The sequence below is a fragment of the Mesorhizobium sp. M0437 genome (assembly GCF_040321335.1).
Classification (GTDB): domain Bacteria; phylum Pseudomonadota; class Alphaproteobacteria; order Rhizobiales; family Rhizobiaceae; genus Mesorhizobium.
In genome coordinates this window covers 1-16,713 of the sequence record NZ_JAMYRK010000029.1, presented here as the reverse complement: position 1 = coordinate 16,713, position 16,713 = coordinate 1, and the positions used below count along the sequence as shown (strand labels likewise).

Sequence of the window (16,713 nt, the reverse complement as noted above, 5' to 3'; positions counted from 1 at the left end):
GCGGCCGGGCAGGCCGCTTCATTCCGGGGGGAAATCATCATGTCGTCCTACGCTTTCGCGCGCCGCATTGCCGCTGGGCTGTTCATTGCCGCACTGTTTGCGCCCGTCGCGCATGCCGGTGATGTCACCTTCGAGATCAAGAACAGCCATCCGAACGCCATGCGCGTCGAGCTCTACAGCCAGGACCGCGATCATGTCTGGCCGGGCAACAATCAGGATTACTATCTCAACGACGGCGAGACCAAGTCGATCCCGCTGTCCTGCAGTGACGGCGAATCGATCTGCTACGGCGCCTGGGTCGACGGCGACGAGAACACCTATTGGGGCGTCGGCCCCGGCAATACGGAAAAGTGCGACGATTGCTGCTACACCTGCAGTGGCGGCGAGACCGAGGAAATCGATCTGGTTCCGTGACGTGGCAGATCTCCCCCCTTGAGGGGGAGATGTCGCCAAAGGCGACAGAGGGGGTCGCCGCGCATAGAGCGCCAACCTGTTCTGCAGCAGCAGGCCGAGTCCGGTCGTGCCGACCCCCTCTGGCCGCTGCGCGGCCATCTCCCCCTCGAGGGGGGAGAGGGCCGTCCCGCGAGTGCAGGCCGGCAACGGAAATTCAAAGCTGAAACAAAAAACCCGCCTCGGCGGGCGGGTCGTTGGAGCCAATTGGCACCATACCCAAATTAGTAGCATAGCTGCCGGCACAAAGCAAGAACAAAATGTGGTGCTGCGAGCAAAAAATGGGAATTCCCTTACCGCCGCGCCCGAGGTCGGCCCTCACGAGGGGGAGAATGCTGCCTTGACGTCGTCCTGACTGTCGCCATAGCGTAGTCCGACAGGAGACCCACCCATGGCAGTGGTCGAAGGCGAGAAGATCGACATCGGCTTTTCGGGAAAACGTTGCATCCATTCGCGCAACTGCGTGCTTGGCGATCCGCATGTTTTCGTGCCCAACGCGCCCGGCCAGTGGATCCACCCCGAGGCGGCCAGCGTCGAGAAGATCGTGGCGCTCGCCGAAGCCTGCCCGTCCGGCGCCATCACCTATGTCCGCAAGGATGGCGGGCCGCAGGAACAGCCGCCGGTGGTCAACATTGTGCGCATAAGGGAAAACGGTCCGCTTGCCGTCCATGCCGAGATCGTGTTGGGCGGCGAAACGTTTTACCGCGCCACGCTCTGCCGCTGCGGCGCCTCGGAAAACAAGCCGTTCTGCGACGGCAGCCACGCCAAGGCGGGCTTCACCGCCACCGGCGAGCCGGCGCTGAAGGACACGCCGGCGCTGGAGGTGCGGAATGGCCCGCTGACCGTCACACCGACGACCAACGGCCCGCTCAAGCTCGAAGGCAATGTCGAAATCGTCACCGGCACCGGCCACACGGTCGACCGTACGCAACGCACCTTCCTCTGCCGCTGCGGCCACTCCGCCAACAAGCCGTTCTGCGATGGCTCGCACAAGCGCGTGGGGTTTGTGGGGTAGCCTAGCGATCTCCCCCCTTGAGGGGGAGATGTCGCCGAAGGCGACAGAGGGGGTCGGTACGTCCTGACGCCAACGCCATCGCGGCCAGAGAATGCCGGCGCTCCACGCGAGACGCCCCCCTCTGGCCTGCCGGCCATCTCCCCCTCGAGGGGGGAGATTACGCTGCCTTGGCCCAGCGCTCGTGCCTTTATCGGCCCGTTCATATCCGCTAAGGGGCGGAGACGAATTCTCCGGACCCAAATATGACCGCCAAGCCCAAACCCTCACCCCTGTTCCTCGGCATCGACACCGGCGGCACCTATACCGACGCCGTGCTGTGGTCGGAGGCCGGCGGGCCAAGCGGAAAGGTGCTGGCCAAGGCCAAGGCGCTGACCACGCGCCATGATCTGGCGGTCGGCATCTCCGGCGCGGTCGATGCGGTGCTCGAAATGGCCGGCACCGACCCGGCAGCGATCAAACTGGTATCTATGTCGACGACGCTAGCCACCAACGCGCTGGTCGAGGGCCAGGGCGGCCGCGTGGCGCTGGTGATGATCGGCTTTGCCGAGGGCGACCTTGCCCGCGACGGGCTGAAGGCGGCGCTTGGCACCGACCCGGTGGTGTTCTGCCCCGGCGGCCACGATGTCCACGGCAATGCGGCAAAGCTCGATCTGTCCGGGCTGGAGGCAGCTTTGCCGGAACTGGAAAAGTCGGTGTCCGGCTTTGCCGTCTGCGCCTATTTCGCCACCCGCAACCCGGCGCATGAGCTAAGCGCGCGGAACCTGATCCGCGACAGGACCGGCCTGCCGGTCACCGCCAGCCACGAACTGTCGGCCAAGCTCGGCGGCCCGCGCCGGGCGCTGACGACATTGCTCAACGCCAGGCTGATCTCGATGATCGACCGGCTGGTCGCGGCAACGGAAGGCTTTTTGGCCGCGCGCAACATTGCCGCCCCGCTGATGGTGGTGCGCGGCGACGGCGCTCTGGTCTCGGCTGCCTTTGCCCGCCAGCGGCCGATCGAGACCATCCTGTCCGGCCCGGCCGCCAGCCTCGTCGGTGCCCGCCACATGACCGGCATCGACGATGCCGTGGTCTCCGATATCGGCGGCACCACCACCGACGTCGCCGTGCTCGACAAGGGCCGGCCGCGGCTCGATCCGGAAGGCGCCACCGTCGGCGGGTTCCGCACCATGGTCGAGGCCGTCGCCATGCGCACCTTTGGCCTCGGCGGCGATTCCGAAGTGGCGCTGGAGGACGGCGCGCTCAATCCGAGAATCCTGCTCGGCCCGCGCCGCCTGGTGCCGCTGGCGCTGGCCGGCTTGATGCATGGCGAGGCCGTCACGGCGGAGCTCGAGCGCCAGCTGCGCGCACCCAATTCCGGCCGCATGGATGGCCGCCTCGCGGTGCGCACCGGCGTGCCGGAGCGGCTGGCGGCCGGACTGACCGGCGCCGAAGCCAAGCTTTACGAGATGATCGGTGCTGTGCCGCAGGCTCTCGACAGATTGCTGACCTCGAACGCCCAGAACGCCACCTTGAACCGGCTGGTGTCGCGCGGGCTGGTGCATGTCGCCGGCTTCACGCCGTCGGACGCCGCGCATGTGCTGGGCAGGCAGGCCAATTGGGATGCGGCCGCGGCGCGTCTGGGTGCCGAGCTGTTCACGCGCAGGCGCGACGGCCGCGGCCAGTTCATCGCCGCCTCGCCGGAGGCGATCTCGGAACGGGTGCTGACCGCGCTGACCCGCCTGTCGGCCGAAGTCATCCTCGAAACCGCCTTTGCCGAGGACGGGCTGGATGGCGCGGCGACCGTCGCCCATGCCCTGGTCCAGCGCGCCGTCGACGCGCATCCCGGCATCGCCCGCTTGAGCGTCGCGCTCGACCGTCCGGTCATCGGCCTCGGCGCCTCGGCACCGCTGCATTATGCCGGCCTCGCCGAGCTGGTCGGCAATCGATGCGTGGTGCCGCAGGATACCGATGTCGCCAACGCGCTCGGCGCCGTCGTCGGCCAGGTCCGGGTTTCGGCCGAGGCGCGGGTCAGCCAGCCCAAGGAAGGCCTGTTCCGCGTCGCCTCCGGTGAAAGCGTGCGCGATTTCAACGACGAAGCAGCGGCGATCGCCGCAGCGGAGAAAGATGTGCGGGCGATTGCCGCCGGGCGGGCGAAGGACGCCGGCACCGACAGCGCCGAGATCGAAATCGCCAGCGAGTTCCGCGTCTCCACAGTAGAGGGCCAGCGCATGTTCATCGAGGCGCATGTCGTGGCGGTGGCGTCGGGACGGCCAAGGATTGCGGTGTGAGCGCGTAATCTACCCCCTCGAGGGGGAGATGTCGCCGAAGGCGACCGAGGGGGTCGCCTCGCATGAAGCGCGACGCGATTTGGTGCAAAGAAGAGGTTGCACTTCCACGCGAGGCGACCCCCTCTGGCCTGCCGGCCATCTCCCCCACAAGGGGCCCTCAAGGGGGAGATCGGCAGCGAAAACGCCCTACCTTCACCCTGAGCTGAATTGACCCTGCCACCGTGACATGCCAAAGGCCCGGCCTAGCCTTTCGTCTGGAGAAGCCCTGATGACCGATCGCGTCGAGATCGCCGGATTGCGGATTGCCCGCGAGCTTCATGATTTCGTCGTGAACGAAGCGATGCCGGGCACCGGCATCGAGGCGGAGGCATTCTGGAACGGTTTTTCGGCGATCGTCCATGATCTCTCGCCAAAAAACCGGGCACTGCTCGAAAAGCGCGATGCCATGCAGGACAAGCTCGACCGCTGGTATCGCGACAATGGCGCGCCCGTCGACATGGAGGCCTACAAGACGTTCCTCCGCGAGATCGGCTATCTGCTGCCCGAGGGGCCGGCGTTCAGCGTGACCACCGAAAATGTCGACCCGGAAATCGCTTTGGTTGCCGGGCCGCAGCTGGTGGTGCCGGTGATGAACGCGCGTTATGCGCTGAATGCCGCCAATGCGCGCTGGGGCTCGCTGTACGATGCGCTCTACGGCACCGACGCTATCCCGGAGACGGCCGGCGCCGAGCGAGGCAACAAATTCAATCCGGCGCGCGGCGCCAAGGTCGTCGCCTGGGTGAAAAGCTTCTTCGACGAGGCGGTGCCGCTCACCACAGGCAAATGGGCCGGCGTCAACGGGCTTTCGGTCGCCAACGGCATGTTGCGGCTGGGCGAGGGTGCCGGCGCCACCACGCTTGCCGACCTCAGACAGTTTGCCGGCTATCGCGGCGATGCCGCCGACCCCGAAGCCGTCCTGCTGGTCAAGAACGGCCTGCACATCGAAATCGTCATCGACCGCAACAACCAGATCGGCCGCACCGATCCGGCCGGCATTGCCGATGTCGTGCTGGAATCGGCACTGACCACCATCCAGGACTGCGAGGATTCGATCGCCGCAGTGGATGCGCAGGACAAGGTGCTGGTCTACCGCAACTGGCTCGGCCTGATGAAGGGCGACTTGGCGGAGGAGATCACCAAGGCCGGCAAGAGCTTTGTCCGCAGGCTCAACCCCGACCGCACCTATACCGCGCCCGATGGCGGCACGCTGACCTTGCCCGGCCGCTCGCTGATGCTGGTCAGGAATGTCGGCCACCTCATGACCAATCCGGCGATATCGGACCGCGACGGCAACGAGGTGCCGGAAGGCATCATGGATGCGGCGCTGACGGCGCTGATCGCGCTGCATGACATCGGCGTGAACGGGCGCCGCGCCAATTCTCGCGCCGGCTCGATGTACATCGTAAAGCCCAAGATGCACGGGCCCGACGAAGTTGCCTTCGCCGTCGAGATTTTCGACCGCGTCGAGGCGCTGCTCGGCGTGCCCAAAAACACCATCAAGATGGGCATCATGGACGAGGAGCGGCGCACCACCGTCAACCTCAAGGAGGCGATCCGCGCCGCGAAAGAACGCGTCGTCTTCATCAACACCGGCTTCCTCGATCGCACCGGCGACGAGATCCACACCTCGATGGAAGCCGGCCCGATGATCCGCAAGGGCGACATGAAGCAGGCCGCCTGGATTGCCGCCTACGAAGCCTGGAACGTCGACATCGGGCTGGAATGTGGGTTGGCCGGCCACGCCCAGATAGGCAAGGGCATGTGGGCGATGCCCGACCTGATGGCGGCGATGCTGGCCGAGAAAATCGTGCATCCCAAAGCCGGCGCCAACACCGCCTGGGTGCCGTCGCCGACGGCCGCGACGCTGCACGCCACCCATTATCACAAGGTCGACGTTCATGCCGTGCAAGCGGCGCTGAAGAGCCGGCCCAAGGCAAAACTCGACGACATCCTGTCGGTGCCGGTCGCTGTGCGGCCGAACTGGTCGCCAGAAGACATCCAGAAGGAGCTCGACAACAATGCGCAAGGCATTCTGGGCTATGTCGTGCGCTGGATCGACCAGGGCGTCGGCTGTTCGAAAGTGCCTGACGTAAACGACGTCGGCCTGATGGAGGACCGCGCCACACTGCGCATCTCCTCGCAGCACATCGCCAACTGGCTGCATCACGGCGTCTGCACGCCCGAGCAGGTCATGGAGACGATGAAACGCATGGCGGCGATCGTCGACCGCCAGAACGACGGCGATCCGCTCTACCGGTCGATGGCGCCGGATTTCGACAAGTCCATCGCCTTCCTCGCCGCCTGTGACCTGGTCTTCAAGGGGCGCGTGCAACCCAACGGCTACACCGAGCCAGTGCTGCACGCACGGCGGCTGGAGCTGAAGACGCGGGATAACGGCTGAACCGAAAGCACGATGCACGCCGGCCAAGGGTAAGCGCCGGCGTCCCCCTCCCCCTTGAGGGGAGGGTGGCCCGAAGGGTCGCCAATGCAGTGCGCCAACCCAATTCTGACGGTGCGCCTTAGGAGGAGCATCGCAACGCTCCGCACCTCGGTCGGTTTCGAAATGCGACAGGCCGAGCGTCTCACCGGCGACCCCACCCGGCCGCTTCGCGGCCACCCTCCCCTCAAGGGGGAGGGGAACGTCACGCCGCCTGCGCCATCCGTTCCGAGCTCATGCGGTAGGAAATCGCTTCGGCCAGATGGATGCGGCCGACTGTTTCGCTGGCCTCGAGATCGGCCAGTGTCCGCGCCACCTTCAAGACGCGGTGATAGGCTCGTGCGGAAAAGCCGAGCTTTTCGCTGGCATCCCTGAGCAGCGACAGGCCGGCGGCGTCGGGCATGGCGATCTCCTCGATGACTGACGGCGAGCAATGGGCGTTGGTGGTGGCGGTCGCGCCGAGCCGCTCGAAGCGCTCTCGCTGGATCGTACGGGCGCGGGCAACACGTAGTGCGACGGCGGCACTTTTCTCCGCCCGGTCCGGCCGGATCAGATCGCTGGCCGAGACCGCCGGCACCTCGATCCTGAGATCGATGCGATCGAGCAGCGGGCCGGAAATGCGCGCCTGGTAGTCGGTGCGGCAGCGGTCGCCGCGCAGGCAGCGATAGCCGGGCTCGCCGGCCATGCCGCAACGGCACGGGTTCATCGCCGCGACCAGCTGGATACGCGCCGGATAGGTGACGCGATGATTGGCGCGCGCGATCATGCAGTCGCCGGTCTCGAGCGGCTGGCGCAGTGCATCGAGCGCCTGCGGCGAGAATTCGGGGAATTCGTCGAGGAACAGCACGCCGTGATGGGCAAGCGAGGCCTCGCCCGGCCGCACGCGCAACCCGCCGCCGACCATCGCCGCCATCGAGGCCGAATGATGCGGCGCGCGGAACGGCCGCCGGTCGGTGAGTTTTCCTTCGCCGAGTTCGCCGGCCACCGAGGCGATCATCGAGACTTCGAGCAATTCCCTGGGCGCCAGCGGCGGCAGGATCGACGGCAGCCGCTGCGCCAGCATCGACTTTCCCGACCCCGGCGGTCCGACCATCAGAAGATTGTGGCCGCCGGCGGCCGCCACCTCCAGCGCCCGCTTGGCGGTCTCCTGGCCCTTGATGTCGGCAAGGTCGGGCAGGTCGCGCGCCGCGGCATGGATGCCGGCTTCCGGCCGTGACAGAACCTGCGTGCCGCGAAAATGATTGGCGATGGCGATCAGGCTGCGCGGCGCCAATATGTCGAAGTCCTTGCCGGCCCAGGCCGCTTCCGGCCCGCAGGCGAACGGGCAGATCAAGCCCTTGCCTTCGGCGTTGGCACCGATTGCCGCCGGCAGCGCGCCAGCCACCGCGGCGATGGTTCCGTCGAGTGACAATTCGCCAAGCACGACATAGCCGGCCAGCATGTCGCCCGGAATGGCGCCGAGCGCCGCCATCAGCCCGAGGGCGATCGGCAGATCGTAGTGGCTGCCTTCCTTGGGCAGGTCGGCCGGCGCCAGATTGACGGTGACCTTCTTCGACGGCATCGACAGGCCGGATGCATGCAGCGCTGCCTGCACCCGCTCGCGGCTTTCGGCCACAGCCTTGTCGGCCAGCCCGACGATGTGCATGTTGACTTTGCCCGGCGCGATCATCACCTGCACGTCGACCGGCACGGCCTCGATGCCCTGGAAAGCAACCGTGCGAACCCGCGCCACCATGTCTTCACCCCGGATGCAGGCTTTTGCCCCAAGCCTTTGCGATCATGCCGCGAACGGCGTCACCGGAGACAACCACAGATTACCGGCGAAGGCAAGAACATTTGGGGAACAGCTGAGCGCCACGGCTGCAATGGTTTGCAACGCGGCCGCTTCCAGAAGCAATGTACGCTAGTTGCGCTTCTCCTCCACGGCATCCCAGAACAGGCTGGCGATGTCGGCGCCGCCGAAGCGCTGCACTTCGCGTATGCCCGTCGGTGAGGTCACGTTGATCTCGGTCATGTAGTCGCCGATGACGTCGATGCCGACGAGGATGAAGCCGCGCTCTTTCAGCGCGGGGCCGATGCGGGCGCAGATCTCGCGTTCGCGTTCCGTCAATTCGGTCTTTTCGGCGCGGCCGCCGACATGCATGTTGGAGCGCGAATCATGCTCGGCCGGCACGCGGTTGATGGCGCCGACAGGCTCGCCGTCAATCAGGATGATGCGCTTGTCGCCAGCCCGCACCTCCTTGAGGTAGCGCTGCACGATGTAGGGTTCGCGGAACATCTGGCCGAACATTTCGAGCAGCGAGGCGAGGTTGCGGTCGGCCTCGTGCAGGTGGAAGATGCCGGCGCCGCCATTGCCGTAGAGCGGTTTGACGATGATATCGCCGAACTCCTTGCGGAAGGCTGCGACCTCGAGCGGGTCCTTGGTGATCAGCGTGTCCGGCATCAGGTCGGGAAATTCGGTGACGAAGATCTTTTCCGGGCTGTTGCGCACCCAGGCCGGGTCGTTGACCACCAGCGTCTTCGGATGGATGCGCTCGAGGATATGCGTGGTGGTGATGTAGTTCATGTCGAAGGGTGGATCCTGCCGCAAAAGGATGACGTCCATCTCCGAAAGATCGGTGCGGACTTCTTCGCCCAGCGAATAATGATTGCCCTTCTCGTCGCGAACCTGCATCGCCTCGATACGGGCAAACACCTTGCCGTCGCGCAGCGACAGCCGGTCGGGCGTGTAGTGGAACAACTGGTGGCCGCGCCGCTGCGCCTCCAGCGACAGCGCAAACGACGTGTCGCCGGCTACCGACACGGTGGAGATGTGGTCCATCTGGACGGCGACTTTCAGGGGCATGGCAGCTCTCCGGCGCACTTGGAGCGATCCACTTGGACGCACAAAGTACGCTCCAACATTTTTTGAATCCATGCATCGTGCTTTCCGAAAATCGATTCCGATTTTCGGGCCGATGCATCGACGACAGCGATATAAGGAAATCGGCGGCTTCTGCCAATCGGCCAAGGTCACGATGAGGCTGCGCTTCGCTTGGCGCAGACCTCGACGCGATAGTTCTCAGCGGTCGAAGACCAGCTTGGAATAGCCGAGGAAGGACAGTGCCATGGCGACCAGCGAGGCGACCGCAAGGGCTATGAGCGGCGACACCATCGGCAGTGCGAACAGCATGGCGCAATAGACGAGATAATTGACGACGCTGGTGGCAATGCCGACGCCGCCATAGCGGGCGCCCTCTTGCGCGACGCCGCGGCTGGAAGGCGAGAAGGTCAGATGGCGGTTGATCAGCCAGGTGACGGACAGGGCAAAACCGATCGAGATGATGCGAGCCGCGAAGGGGCCAAGCGGCGCTATCGCCAACACCAGCCAAAGCGCCGCCGCGTCGGCGACGAAGCCGATGCCGCCGGCGACAATGAAGCGGGCGAGGCGTCCCATTTAGGGCTCTAAGCCGCCCGCGGGGTCTTGCGCGGTCCGGTCTTCAAAGTCGCGAGCGCACTTGCGCGTTCGCGTTCGACGCGGCCGGAAGGCATCGACAGATAGAAGATGCGCTTCTGCTCGGCCCGGCCGCGCGACACCGAATCGAGGATTACCCCGGTCACCGCCGCCAGCATCGACAGCAGCAGCAGCCCGACCGACAGCACCCACGTCGGCATGCGCGGCACAAGCCCGGTTTCGGCGAACTCGATCAGCACCGGCGCCATCAGAAACAGGCTTGATGCCAGGAAGAACACCGAAAAAGCGCCGAAGAAACGCAGCGGCTGCGTCTCCTTCATCAGCATGGCGAACATCCACAGGATCTTCGCGCCGTCGCGAAAGGTCGACAGCTTCGACGAGGAGCCTTCCGGCCGGCGGCCATAGTCGAGTCCGATCTCGCTGACCGGCAATTTGAGCTGCGAGGCGTGCACCGACATTTCGGTCTCGATCTCGAAACCGCCGGAAACGGCGGGAAAACTCTTGACGAAGCGCCTGGTGAAGGCGCGGTAACCCGAGAAGATATCGGTAAAGTCCGAGCCGAACAAACGTTTGTAGAGGCTGTTGAAGATGCGGTTGCCGAAGGCGTGGCCTGTCCTGCCGGCGTCGTTGACGACGCCGCGCCTGGTGCCCACCACCATGTCGGAGCGCTCGGTCAGCAGCGTGTTGATCAGTTGTGGCGCGTCCTCCGGCGCATAGGTGCCGTCGCCGTCGGCCATCAGGTAGATGTCGGCCTCGATGTCGGCGAACATGCGGCGCACGACATTGCCTTTGCCCTGGCGCGGCTCGCGCACCACGATGGCGCCGGCGGCGCGGGCTCGGAGCGCCGTCAGGTCGCGCGAATTGTTGTCGTAGACATAGATCGCGGCGGCAGGCAGCGTTTCGCGAAAGCGCCGCACCACTTCGCCGATCGTCAGCTCTTCATTGTAGCAAGGCAGGAGCACGGCGATGCTCGGCTCATGGCGCACTTCTTGTGGCATTTTCGTCTCCGGATGCCCTGTGAGGCCCCTGACCACTCAAGCGCCGGCCTCGCTCGGGCGGCTTTACTATTTATTGAAGCTGTTAAGGCTAGGTTTAAACCGCACCGTATTCCTTCCAAAGGTCCTGATATGAGCACAGCCGACGATGGCGCCTCCATTTGGAGGTCCGATATCGCGCTGGCGCTGCTTGCCACGCTGCTGGCGCTTGCCGTCAATGCCTTTGCCGGCTTCCCGGCACTGACCAATGCCGGCGGCGACAACGACAATCTGCTGCGCCTCGTCGAAGTTCGCGACATGCTGGCCGGCCAAAGCTGGTTCGATCTCCACCAGTACAGGATGGGCCTGGAAGGCGGTTTCGTCATGCATTGGTCGCGGCTGGTCGATGCGCCGATCGCCGCCATCATCATCGCCGTATCGGCCCTGACCGGCAGCGCGGCCTTTGCCGAGAATGTTGCGCAAGTGCTGTGGCCGGCGCTGCTCTTCTGCCTGACCGTATTTTTCACGGCTCGCGCCGCGCGCAGCTTTGCCGGTGACAGCGCCGTGCTGCCCGCTGTCGTGATCGGCGCTGCCGCACTGTATTTCCTCGGCATTTTTTCGCCTGGCGCGCTCGATCACCACAATGTCCAGCTGATGCTGAGCATGGCCAGCCTGAGCCTGTTGCTTGAAGCGCCAAGGCGCAGGCCGGCGGCATTGCTCTCCGGCCTGTGCGCCGGATTGATGCTGGCCGTCGGCATGGAAACCGCGCCTTATGTCGCCACCATCGGCGCCTCAGTCGCCACGCTGTTTGCCCTCGACGCCGATGGCGAGAGGTCGATTGCCAGGGATTTCGGCCTCGGCTTTGCCGGCGTCTCCGCCCTCGTCTTTGTCGTCACCATTCCGTGGTCCGCCTGGGGTCAGGCGCAATGCGACGCCTTCTCGGCCGTGCAGTTCGTCGTCGCGGCGATTGCCGGAACCGGCCTTGCGGCGATAGCGTCGATCGAGCCCGCCGGCCGCACGCGCCAACGGCGGTTCGCCTCGCTTGGCCTGCTTGCCCTGATATTGGCCGCTCTCGTCGTCCTTTTGTTCCCACAATGCCTGGCAGCGCCCTACGCCAACCTCGATCCGCGCCTCAAGGAGCTATGGCTTGATCACATCGACGAGGCGCAATCGCTGTTCAAGCTGGTCGCTGAAGATCCGGCCGGGGTGGTGGCGCGCTATGCCACGCCGCTCATCGCGCTCGTGCTGATGGCGCTTCGCCTTGGCCGTGGCGGCTGGCGGCGGCAGGACAGCCTTGTCGGCGCGCTGCTTGTCGTGGCCTTCATGGTCAGTGCTTGGCAGGTGCGCGGTTCGACATTCTCGATCGCCTTCGCCGTCATCCCGCTTGCCGCCTGGATTGCCAAATGGCGTCAACGGGCAGAGGTCAGCCCGTCGCGCGGCGTGGCGCTGCGCATGGCCGCCGTCTGGCTGGTTTCAGTGAATGCCGTCTGGACTGGGGCTGCCGCGGCAACCTCGGTCGCCTTCGAGGACAGCAATACCGCCGCCGATAATGGCGACGGCGCCGATGTCGCTTGCCAGCGCATGGCCTCCTTTGCGGCACTCGGCCGCCTGCCCGGCACCACCGTGCTGGCAATTTCCAATCTCGGATCGCCTATCCTGGCCTATTCCGGACATCGCGTCTTCGCCGGGCCTTATCATCGCAATGTCGCCGGCAACCTGCTGGCGCTCGATGCCTTCCTTGGGTCCGATGCCGATGCCCGGACGGTCGTGGCGGATCATCACGTCGGCCTCGTCGCGCTGTGCCCCGGCAGCGCCGAAAGCAAGCTCCTCGCAGCCAAGGCGCCGGCAGGCTTTCTTGCCGGGCTGATGCGCGGCAGCGTGCCGGAATGGCTTGAGCCGGTTGCCGGGACCAGCGGAGCCGCAGTCGAATTGTACCGCGTCCGGCTGGGCAGCTGATCGATCGGCGGCCCGTGCGGCCTTTTGTCGGACATAAGTCCTGACAATCCACTCTTTCGCCCTTGCCCGCCCGACACGGCTGGATAGGATGCGCGCCGGCCGACCGAGATCATTGGACCGGGAGAGAATTTCATGATGCCATCGGCACGCTTTGCCGACCTCGAAGGCGCTTCGGTGCTGATCACCGGCGGCGGCTCCGGCATTGGTGCTGCCTTGACCGAAGGTTTTGTCCGCCAGGGGGCAAACGTCGCCTTCATCGATATTGCCGACCGTGCGAGCCTGGCGCTGGCCGATCGGTTAGAGAAGGAGCTGGGCCGGCGGCCGCTCTATCTCAAGACCGACATACGCGACATCGAGGCGTTGCGGCTATCGGCGGGCAAAGCTGCAGAGGCGCATGGCGACGTGACGGTGCTGGTCAACAATGCCGCGCAGGATGACCGTCATGCCGTCGAAGACGTCACGGTGGAGTTCTGGGACAACAACCATGCCATCAACCTGCGCCCGCATTTCTTCAGCGCACAGGCGGTGGCGCCGGGCATGAAGCGGGCCGGCGGCGGCTCGATCATCAATTTCACCTCGACCTCGTTTCTCATCAACCATCCCGACATGCCGGCCTATACCGCCGCCAAGGCCGGCATCGTCGGCCTCACCAAGGGTCTTGCCGGCAAGCTCGGCGTCGACGGCATTCGCGTCAACGCGATCGCGCCCGGCTGGGTGATCACCGAGCGGCAGAGAAAGCTCTGGGTCACCGAAGAAGCGCTCGCCGCTCATGTCGCCAAACAGTGCATCAAAGAGGTGATGCAGCCGGAAGACATTATCGGCACTGTGCTGTTCCTTGCGTCGGACGCCTCACGCATGCTGACCGCGCAGATGCTGATCGTCGATGGGGGGTTCCTGTGATCTCATCGAGCAAAGCAGCTTCCGTCGCGGCCGTCGACTGGGGCACCACCCGCATGAGGGTATGGCTGCTCGACGGCACTGGCAAGGTTCTCGCCGAGCGGCGCGGCGATGACGGGCTGATCACCGCCCAGGCTAAAGGATTTTCGTCCATTCTCGAAGGGCATCTGGCCGCCATGGGTGCTCCCGAGGCGCTGCCGGTCATCATTTGCGGCATGGCCGGTTCGCGCCAGGGCTGGCTGGAGGCACCCTATGTCAGCGTGCCGGCGCCGATAGGCGCTATCCTCGCCGGCGCTGCCCACATCCCCGGCCAGCGCCGTGATATCCGCATCGTGCCTGGCCTTGCCCAACGCCTCGCCGATGCACCTGACGTCATGCGCGGCGAGGAAACCCAGCTTGCCGGCGCCGGTTTACCGGCAAAGGGACGCCACCTCGTCTGCATGCCCGGCACCCATTCGAAATGGGTGCTGGTCGAGGACGGCTCTGTTGCCGGTTTCGGCACCTGGCCGACCGGCGAGCTGTTTTCGGTGCTGGCCGCGCACTCGATCCTACGCCATTCGCTGGGCGAGCCGCCGAAGCCGGTTGCCGCCGAAAATCCATTTTTCCGGGAGTGGTGCCTGAAGGCGTTGGCCGAAGGCGGTGACATCGGTTCAAGACTGTTCTCGATCCGCGCCGCCAGCCTGCTGCAGGATCTGAAGCCCGAGGATGCCGCCGCCTGCCTGTCCGGCCTGCTGATCGGCGGCGAGATCGCTTCGGCAAGTCGCCGTTATGGGGCGAGTGCCGTGCCCGTCGTGCTGATCGCGTCGGGCGCACTCGGCAAGCTCTATGCCGACGCCCTCGGCCTTGCCGGGCTCGCGGTCAGGGTGGTCGACGCCGACGAGGCGGTGCGTGCCGGTCTTGCTGAAGCCGCGCGCGAAAATGGCATGATCGCTGGAAATGGAGTTGCCGCATGACCGAAACCGCACCTTTTCCAAAGCTCGAGCGGGGTCTGGTCGCCATCCTGCGTGGCCTCAAGCCAAGCGAGGCGGTGGCGATCGGCCAGGCGATCTTCGGCGCCGGTATCGAAGCGATCGAGGTGCCGCTCAACTCGCCCGATCCTTACGCCTCCATCGCCAGCATTGTCGGAGCGCTTCCTCCAACAGCCTTGGTCGGTGCCGGCACGGTGCTCAGCGCCGCCGATGTCGACGGCCTGCACAAGGCCGGCGGGCGGCTGCTGGTCAGCCCCAATATCGATGCCGAGGTCATGGGCCGGGCCATGCACTACGGCATGGTGACGATGCCTGGCGTGTTCACGCCGACCGAGGCATTCCAGGCAATCCGGCTCGGTGCCTCGGCATTGAAATTCTTCCCGGCGAGCGTGCTTGGCGCGGCAGGCATTTCGGCGATGCGCGCGGTGCTGCCGGCCAGTGTGCTGGTCGGCGCGGTCGGCGGCGTTTCAGATAAGGATTTTGCCGGCTACAAGGCAGCCGGCGTCAGCGTCTTCGGTCTTGGCTCCAGCCTCTTCAAGCCGGGCATGAGCGTCGACGAAGTGGCAGCGCGAGCGAAAGCCGCAGTTCAGGCCTGGGACGCGGCGTTTGGAGCGGCATGATGAGCGAGACCATTGTTTCGGTTTTTTCCGACCATGTCTGCCAACTCGGCGAGGGACCAAGCTATGACCCTGCCACCGACACGCTCTACTGGTTCGACATCGTCAACGGCCAGCTCCTCGAACAGCGCCTGTCGGGCGGTGCTGTCAAAATCCACGAGCTCGGTCAGATGGCCAGCGCCATCTGCATCATCGACGACCAACGCCAGCTGATCGCCACCGAGACCGGTCTGCATGTCCGCGACGTCGCGACCGGCAAGCTGACGCTGCACACGCCGATCGAGGCCGACAATGCGGTCACCCGCTCGAACGATTCACGCGTTCACCCTTGCGGCGCGCTGTGGGTCGGCACCATGGGCAAGGGCGAGGAGAAGGGTGCCGGTTCGATCTACTGGTTCTTCAAGGGCGAGCTGCGCCGGCTTTATGCCGACATTACTGTGCCCAACTCGATCTGCTTTTCCGAGGATGGGACCATTGCCTATTACACCGACACCAGCACCGGCCTATTGATGCGCGTCGGCTGCGATCCGGCGACCGGACTGCCGGTTGGCGAACCGAAGGTCTTCGTCGATCACCGTTCGGCCAAGGGCTATATCGATGGTTCGGTGCTCGACCGCGACGGCATATTGTGGAACGCCTGCTGGGGCGGCAGCGTCGTCGAAGCCTATGGACCCGACGGCAAGCTTATCCGTTCGGTGGCGATGCCGGCGACGCAGCCGTCCTGTCCAGCTTTCGTCGGCAGGAACGCCGACCGGCTGGCGGTCACCTCCGCCTGGTCAGGCAAGAGCGAGAAGCAGCGCCTGCTCGACCCGCAAGCCGGCATGACATTCATGCTCGACATTCCAGTCAATGGTCGCTTCGAGCCACGCGTGCTGATTGGCTAGACCCATATCTAGCACTGTCGTGCAGGCGTCCAGCTGACGTCGGTTCCGCGAAAGCCGAATGCGCTCGCCGTGCGATGCTTGAACGCTTCATCGTTTCGCGGGAACGCTGAACCGCTCTATCTCTTTGTTTTGACGCAATTCCGGACGGAAAGCCGTTTCACACTTTTCCTGGAATTGCTTGTCTTATGACTTTCGCTGCCGAATGGGTCAGAAAGGAACGCTGAGAGAGGGTAGCCGCCCTCCCTCAGCGGCGAGGGTCGGATCGGTGGAATTGCTGACCGTTTGACGGGTCGAGCTAGAGTCGGATCGCCCTCGTCTTTCCCTTGAGGCCTGAACGGATACCCGGAGTTCGGCTCCGAACGACAAGCACAGGACAAGTGAAAGATGACCAACGATACCATCGGGATCGACATATCGAAAGACCATCTCGACGCCCACAGGCTGAGCGACGGCGCGAGCCGGCGTTTTGCCAACGACAGCCGCGGCCACAAGGCGTTCATGAGCTGGTTGAGCCCGAGCCGGTTGGACCCGCCCGGCGTACGCATCGTCTATGAGCCGACAGGTCCATATCACCGGGCCTTTGAGCGGAAGCTGGCGGCGGCTGGCCTTGCGCTGGTCAAGGTCAACCCACGCCAAGCCCGGCGCTTCGCCGAGGCCACCGGCAGGATCGCCAAGACCGACCGGCTGGACGCCGCCATGCTGGCGCGCATGGGCGCTCTTCTCGACCTCGAAGCACGACCGGTGCGCAGCCC

14 protein-coding genes are annotated in these 16,713 nt (G+C 65.2%); 10 read left to right on the top strand and 4 right to left on the bottom strand.

All coding sequences use genetic code 11. The features are described from left to right. Positions 1-39 precede the first annotated feature (39 nt). The 4 genes from NKI72_RS19000 to NKI72_RS18985 all read left to right on the top strand — a co-directional run bounded on the left by NKI72_RS19000 (position 40) and on the right by NKI72_RS18985 (position 6,175). Positions 40-414, top strand: a complete 375-nt coding sequence (locus NKI72_RS19000; protein ID WP_352453928.1) for a hypothetical protein — start codon at positions 40-42, stop codon at positions 412-414. 427 nt (positions 415-841) lie between these two features. Next, positions 842-1,465 carry a CDGSH iron-sulfur domain-containing protein gene (locus NKI72_RS18995; protein ID WP_352472830.1) on the top strand — a complete coding sequence of 208 codons (624 nt, stop codon included), beginning with the start codon at positions 842-844 and terminating at the stop codon, positions 1,463-1,465. 242 nt (positions 1,466-1,707) lie between these two features. Beyond that, positions 1,708-3,735: a hydantoinase/oxoprolinase N-terminal domain-containing protein gene (locus NKI72_RS18990; protein WP_352835991.1), complete on the top strand. Its 2,028-nt coding sequence runs from the start codon at positions 1,708-1,710 to the stop codon at positions 3,733-3,735. 268 nt (positions 3,736-4,003) lie between these two features. Beyond that, on the top strand, positions 4,004-6,175 hold the full coding sequence (locus NKI72_RS18985) for a malate synthase G (RefSeq protein ID WP_352835989.1): 2,172 nt from the start codon (positions 4,004-4,006) through the stop codon (positions 6,173-6,175). Between the two features lie 241 nt (positions 6,176-6,416). On the opposite strand, the gene NKI72_RS18980 is transcribed toward NKI72_RS18985, so the two are convergent. The 4 genes from NKI72_RS18980 to NKI72_RS18965 all read right to left on the bottom strand — a co-directional run bounded on the left by NKI72_RS18980 (position 6,417) and on the right by NKI72_RS18965 (position 10,663). Continuing rightward, the gene (locus NKI72_RS18980; RefSeq protein WP_023679867.1) at positions 6,417-7,946 is read right to left on the bottom strand and encodes a YifB family Mg chelatase-like AAA ATPase; all 1,530 of its coding nucleotides are present in this window, start codon (positions 7,944-7,946) and stop codon (positions 6,417-6,419) included. A 168-nt stretch (positions 7,947-8,114) separates the two neighbouring features. Further along, positions 8,115-9,056, bottom strand: a complete 942-nt coding sequence (gshB, locus tag NKI72_RS18975) for a glutathione synthase (protein WP_352835986.1) — start codon at positions 9,054-9,056, stop codon at positions 8,115-8,117. 216 nt (positions 9,057-9,272) lie between these two features. Then, positions 9,273-9,647: a GtrA family protein gene (locus tag NKI72_RS18970; protein ID WP_352449625.1), complete on the bottom strand. Its 375-nt coding sequence runs from the start codon at positions 9,645-9,647 to the stop codon at positions 9,273-9,275. An 8-nt stretch (positions 9,648-9,655) separates the two neighbouring features. Beyond that, positions 9,656-10,663 (bottom strand): glycosyltransferase, encoded by a 1,008-nt coding sequence (locus NKI72_RS18965; RefSeq protein WP_352449624.1) that lies wholly within the window; start codon positions 10,661-10,663, stop codon positions 9,656-9,658. Positions 10,664-10,792: 129 nt separating this feature from the next. On the opposite strand from NKI72_RS18965, the gene NKI72_RS18960 reads away from it, so the two are divergent. From NKI72_RS18960 to NKI72_RS18935, 6 genes are all read left to right on the top strand, one after another. Next, on the top strand, positions 10,793-12,595 hold the full coding sequence (locus NKI72_RS18960; RefSeq protein ID WP_352850503.1) for a GtrA family protein: 1,803 nt from the start codon (positions 10,793-10,795) through the stop codon (positions 12,593-12,595). A 132-nt stretch (positions 12,596-12,727) separates the two neighbouring features. After that, positions 12,728-13,495 (top strand): SDR family NAD(P)-dependent oxidoreductase, encoded by a 768-nt coding sequence (locus tag NKI72_RS18955; RefSeq protein ID WP_352702070.1) that lies wholly within the window; start codon positions 12,728-12,730, stop codon positions 13,493-13,495. Then, the gene (locus tag NKI72_RS18950) at positions 13,495-14,445 is read left to right on the top strand and encodes a 2-dehydro-3-deoxygalactonokinase (protein ID WP_502898623.1); all 951 of its coding nucleotides are present in this window, start codon (positions 13,495-13,497) and stop codon (positions 14,443-14,445) included. The genes NKI72_RS18955 and NKI72_RS18950 overlap by 1 nt, the downstream gene beginning before the upstream one ends. Further along, positions 14,442-15,080 carry a 2-dehydro-3-deoxy-6-phosphogalactonate aldolase gene (locus NKI72_RS18945; protein WP_352472811.1) on the top strand — a complete coding sequence of 213 codons (639 nt, stop codon included), beginning with the start codon at positions 14,442-14,444 and terminating at the stop codon, positions 15,078-15,080. The genes NKI72_RS18950 and NKI72_RS18945 overlap by 4 nt, the downstream gene beginning before the upstream one ends. After that, positions 15,080-15,961: an SMP-30/gluconolactonase/LRE family protein gene (locus NKI72_RS18940; protein WP_352835979.1), complete on the top strand. Its 882-nt coding sequence runs from the start codon at positions 15,080-15,082 to the stop codon at positions 15,959-15,961. The genes NKI72_RS18945 and NKI72_RS18940 overlap by 1 nt, the downstream gene beginning before the upstream one ends. 384 nt (positions 15,962-16,345) lie before the next feature. Continuing rightward, positions 16,346-16,713 (top strand): IS110 family transposase (locus NKI72_RS18935; RefSeq protein WP_352850502.1); only part of this gene is annotated, 368 nt, incomplete at its 3' end.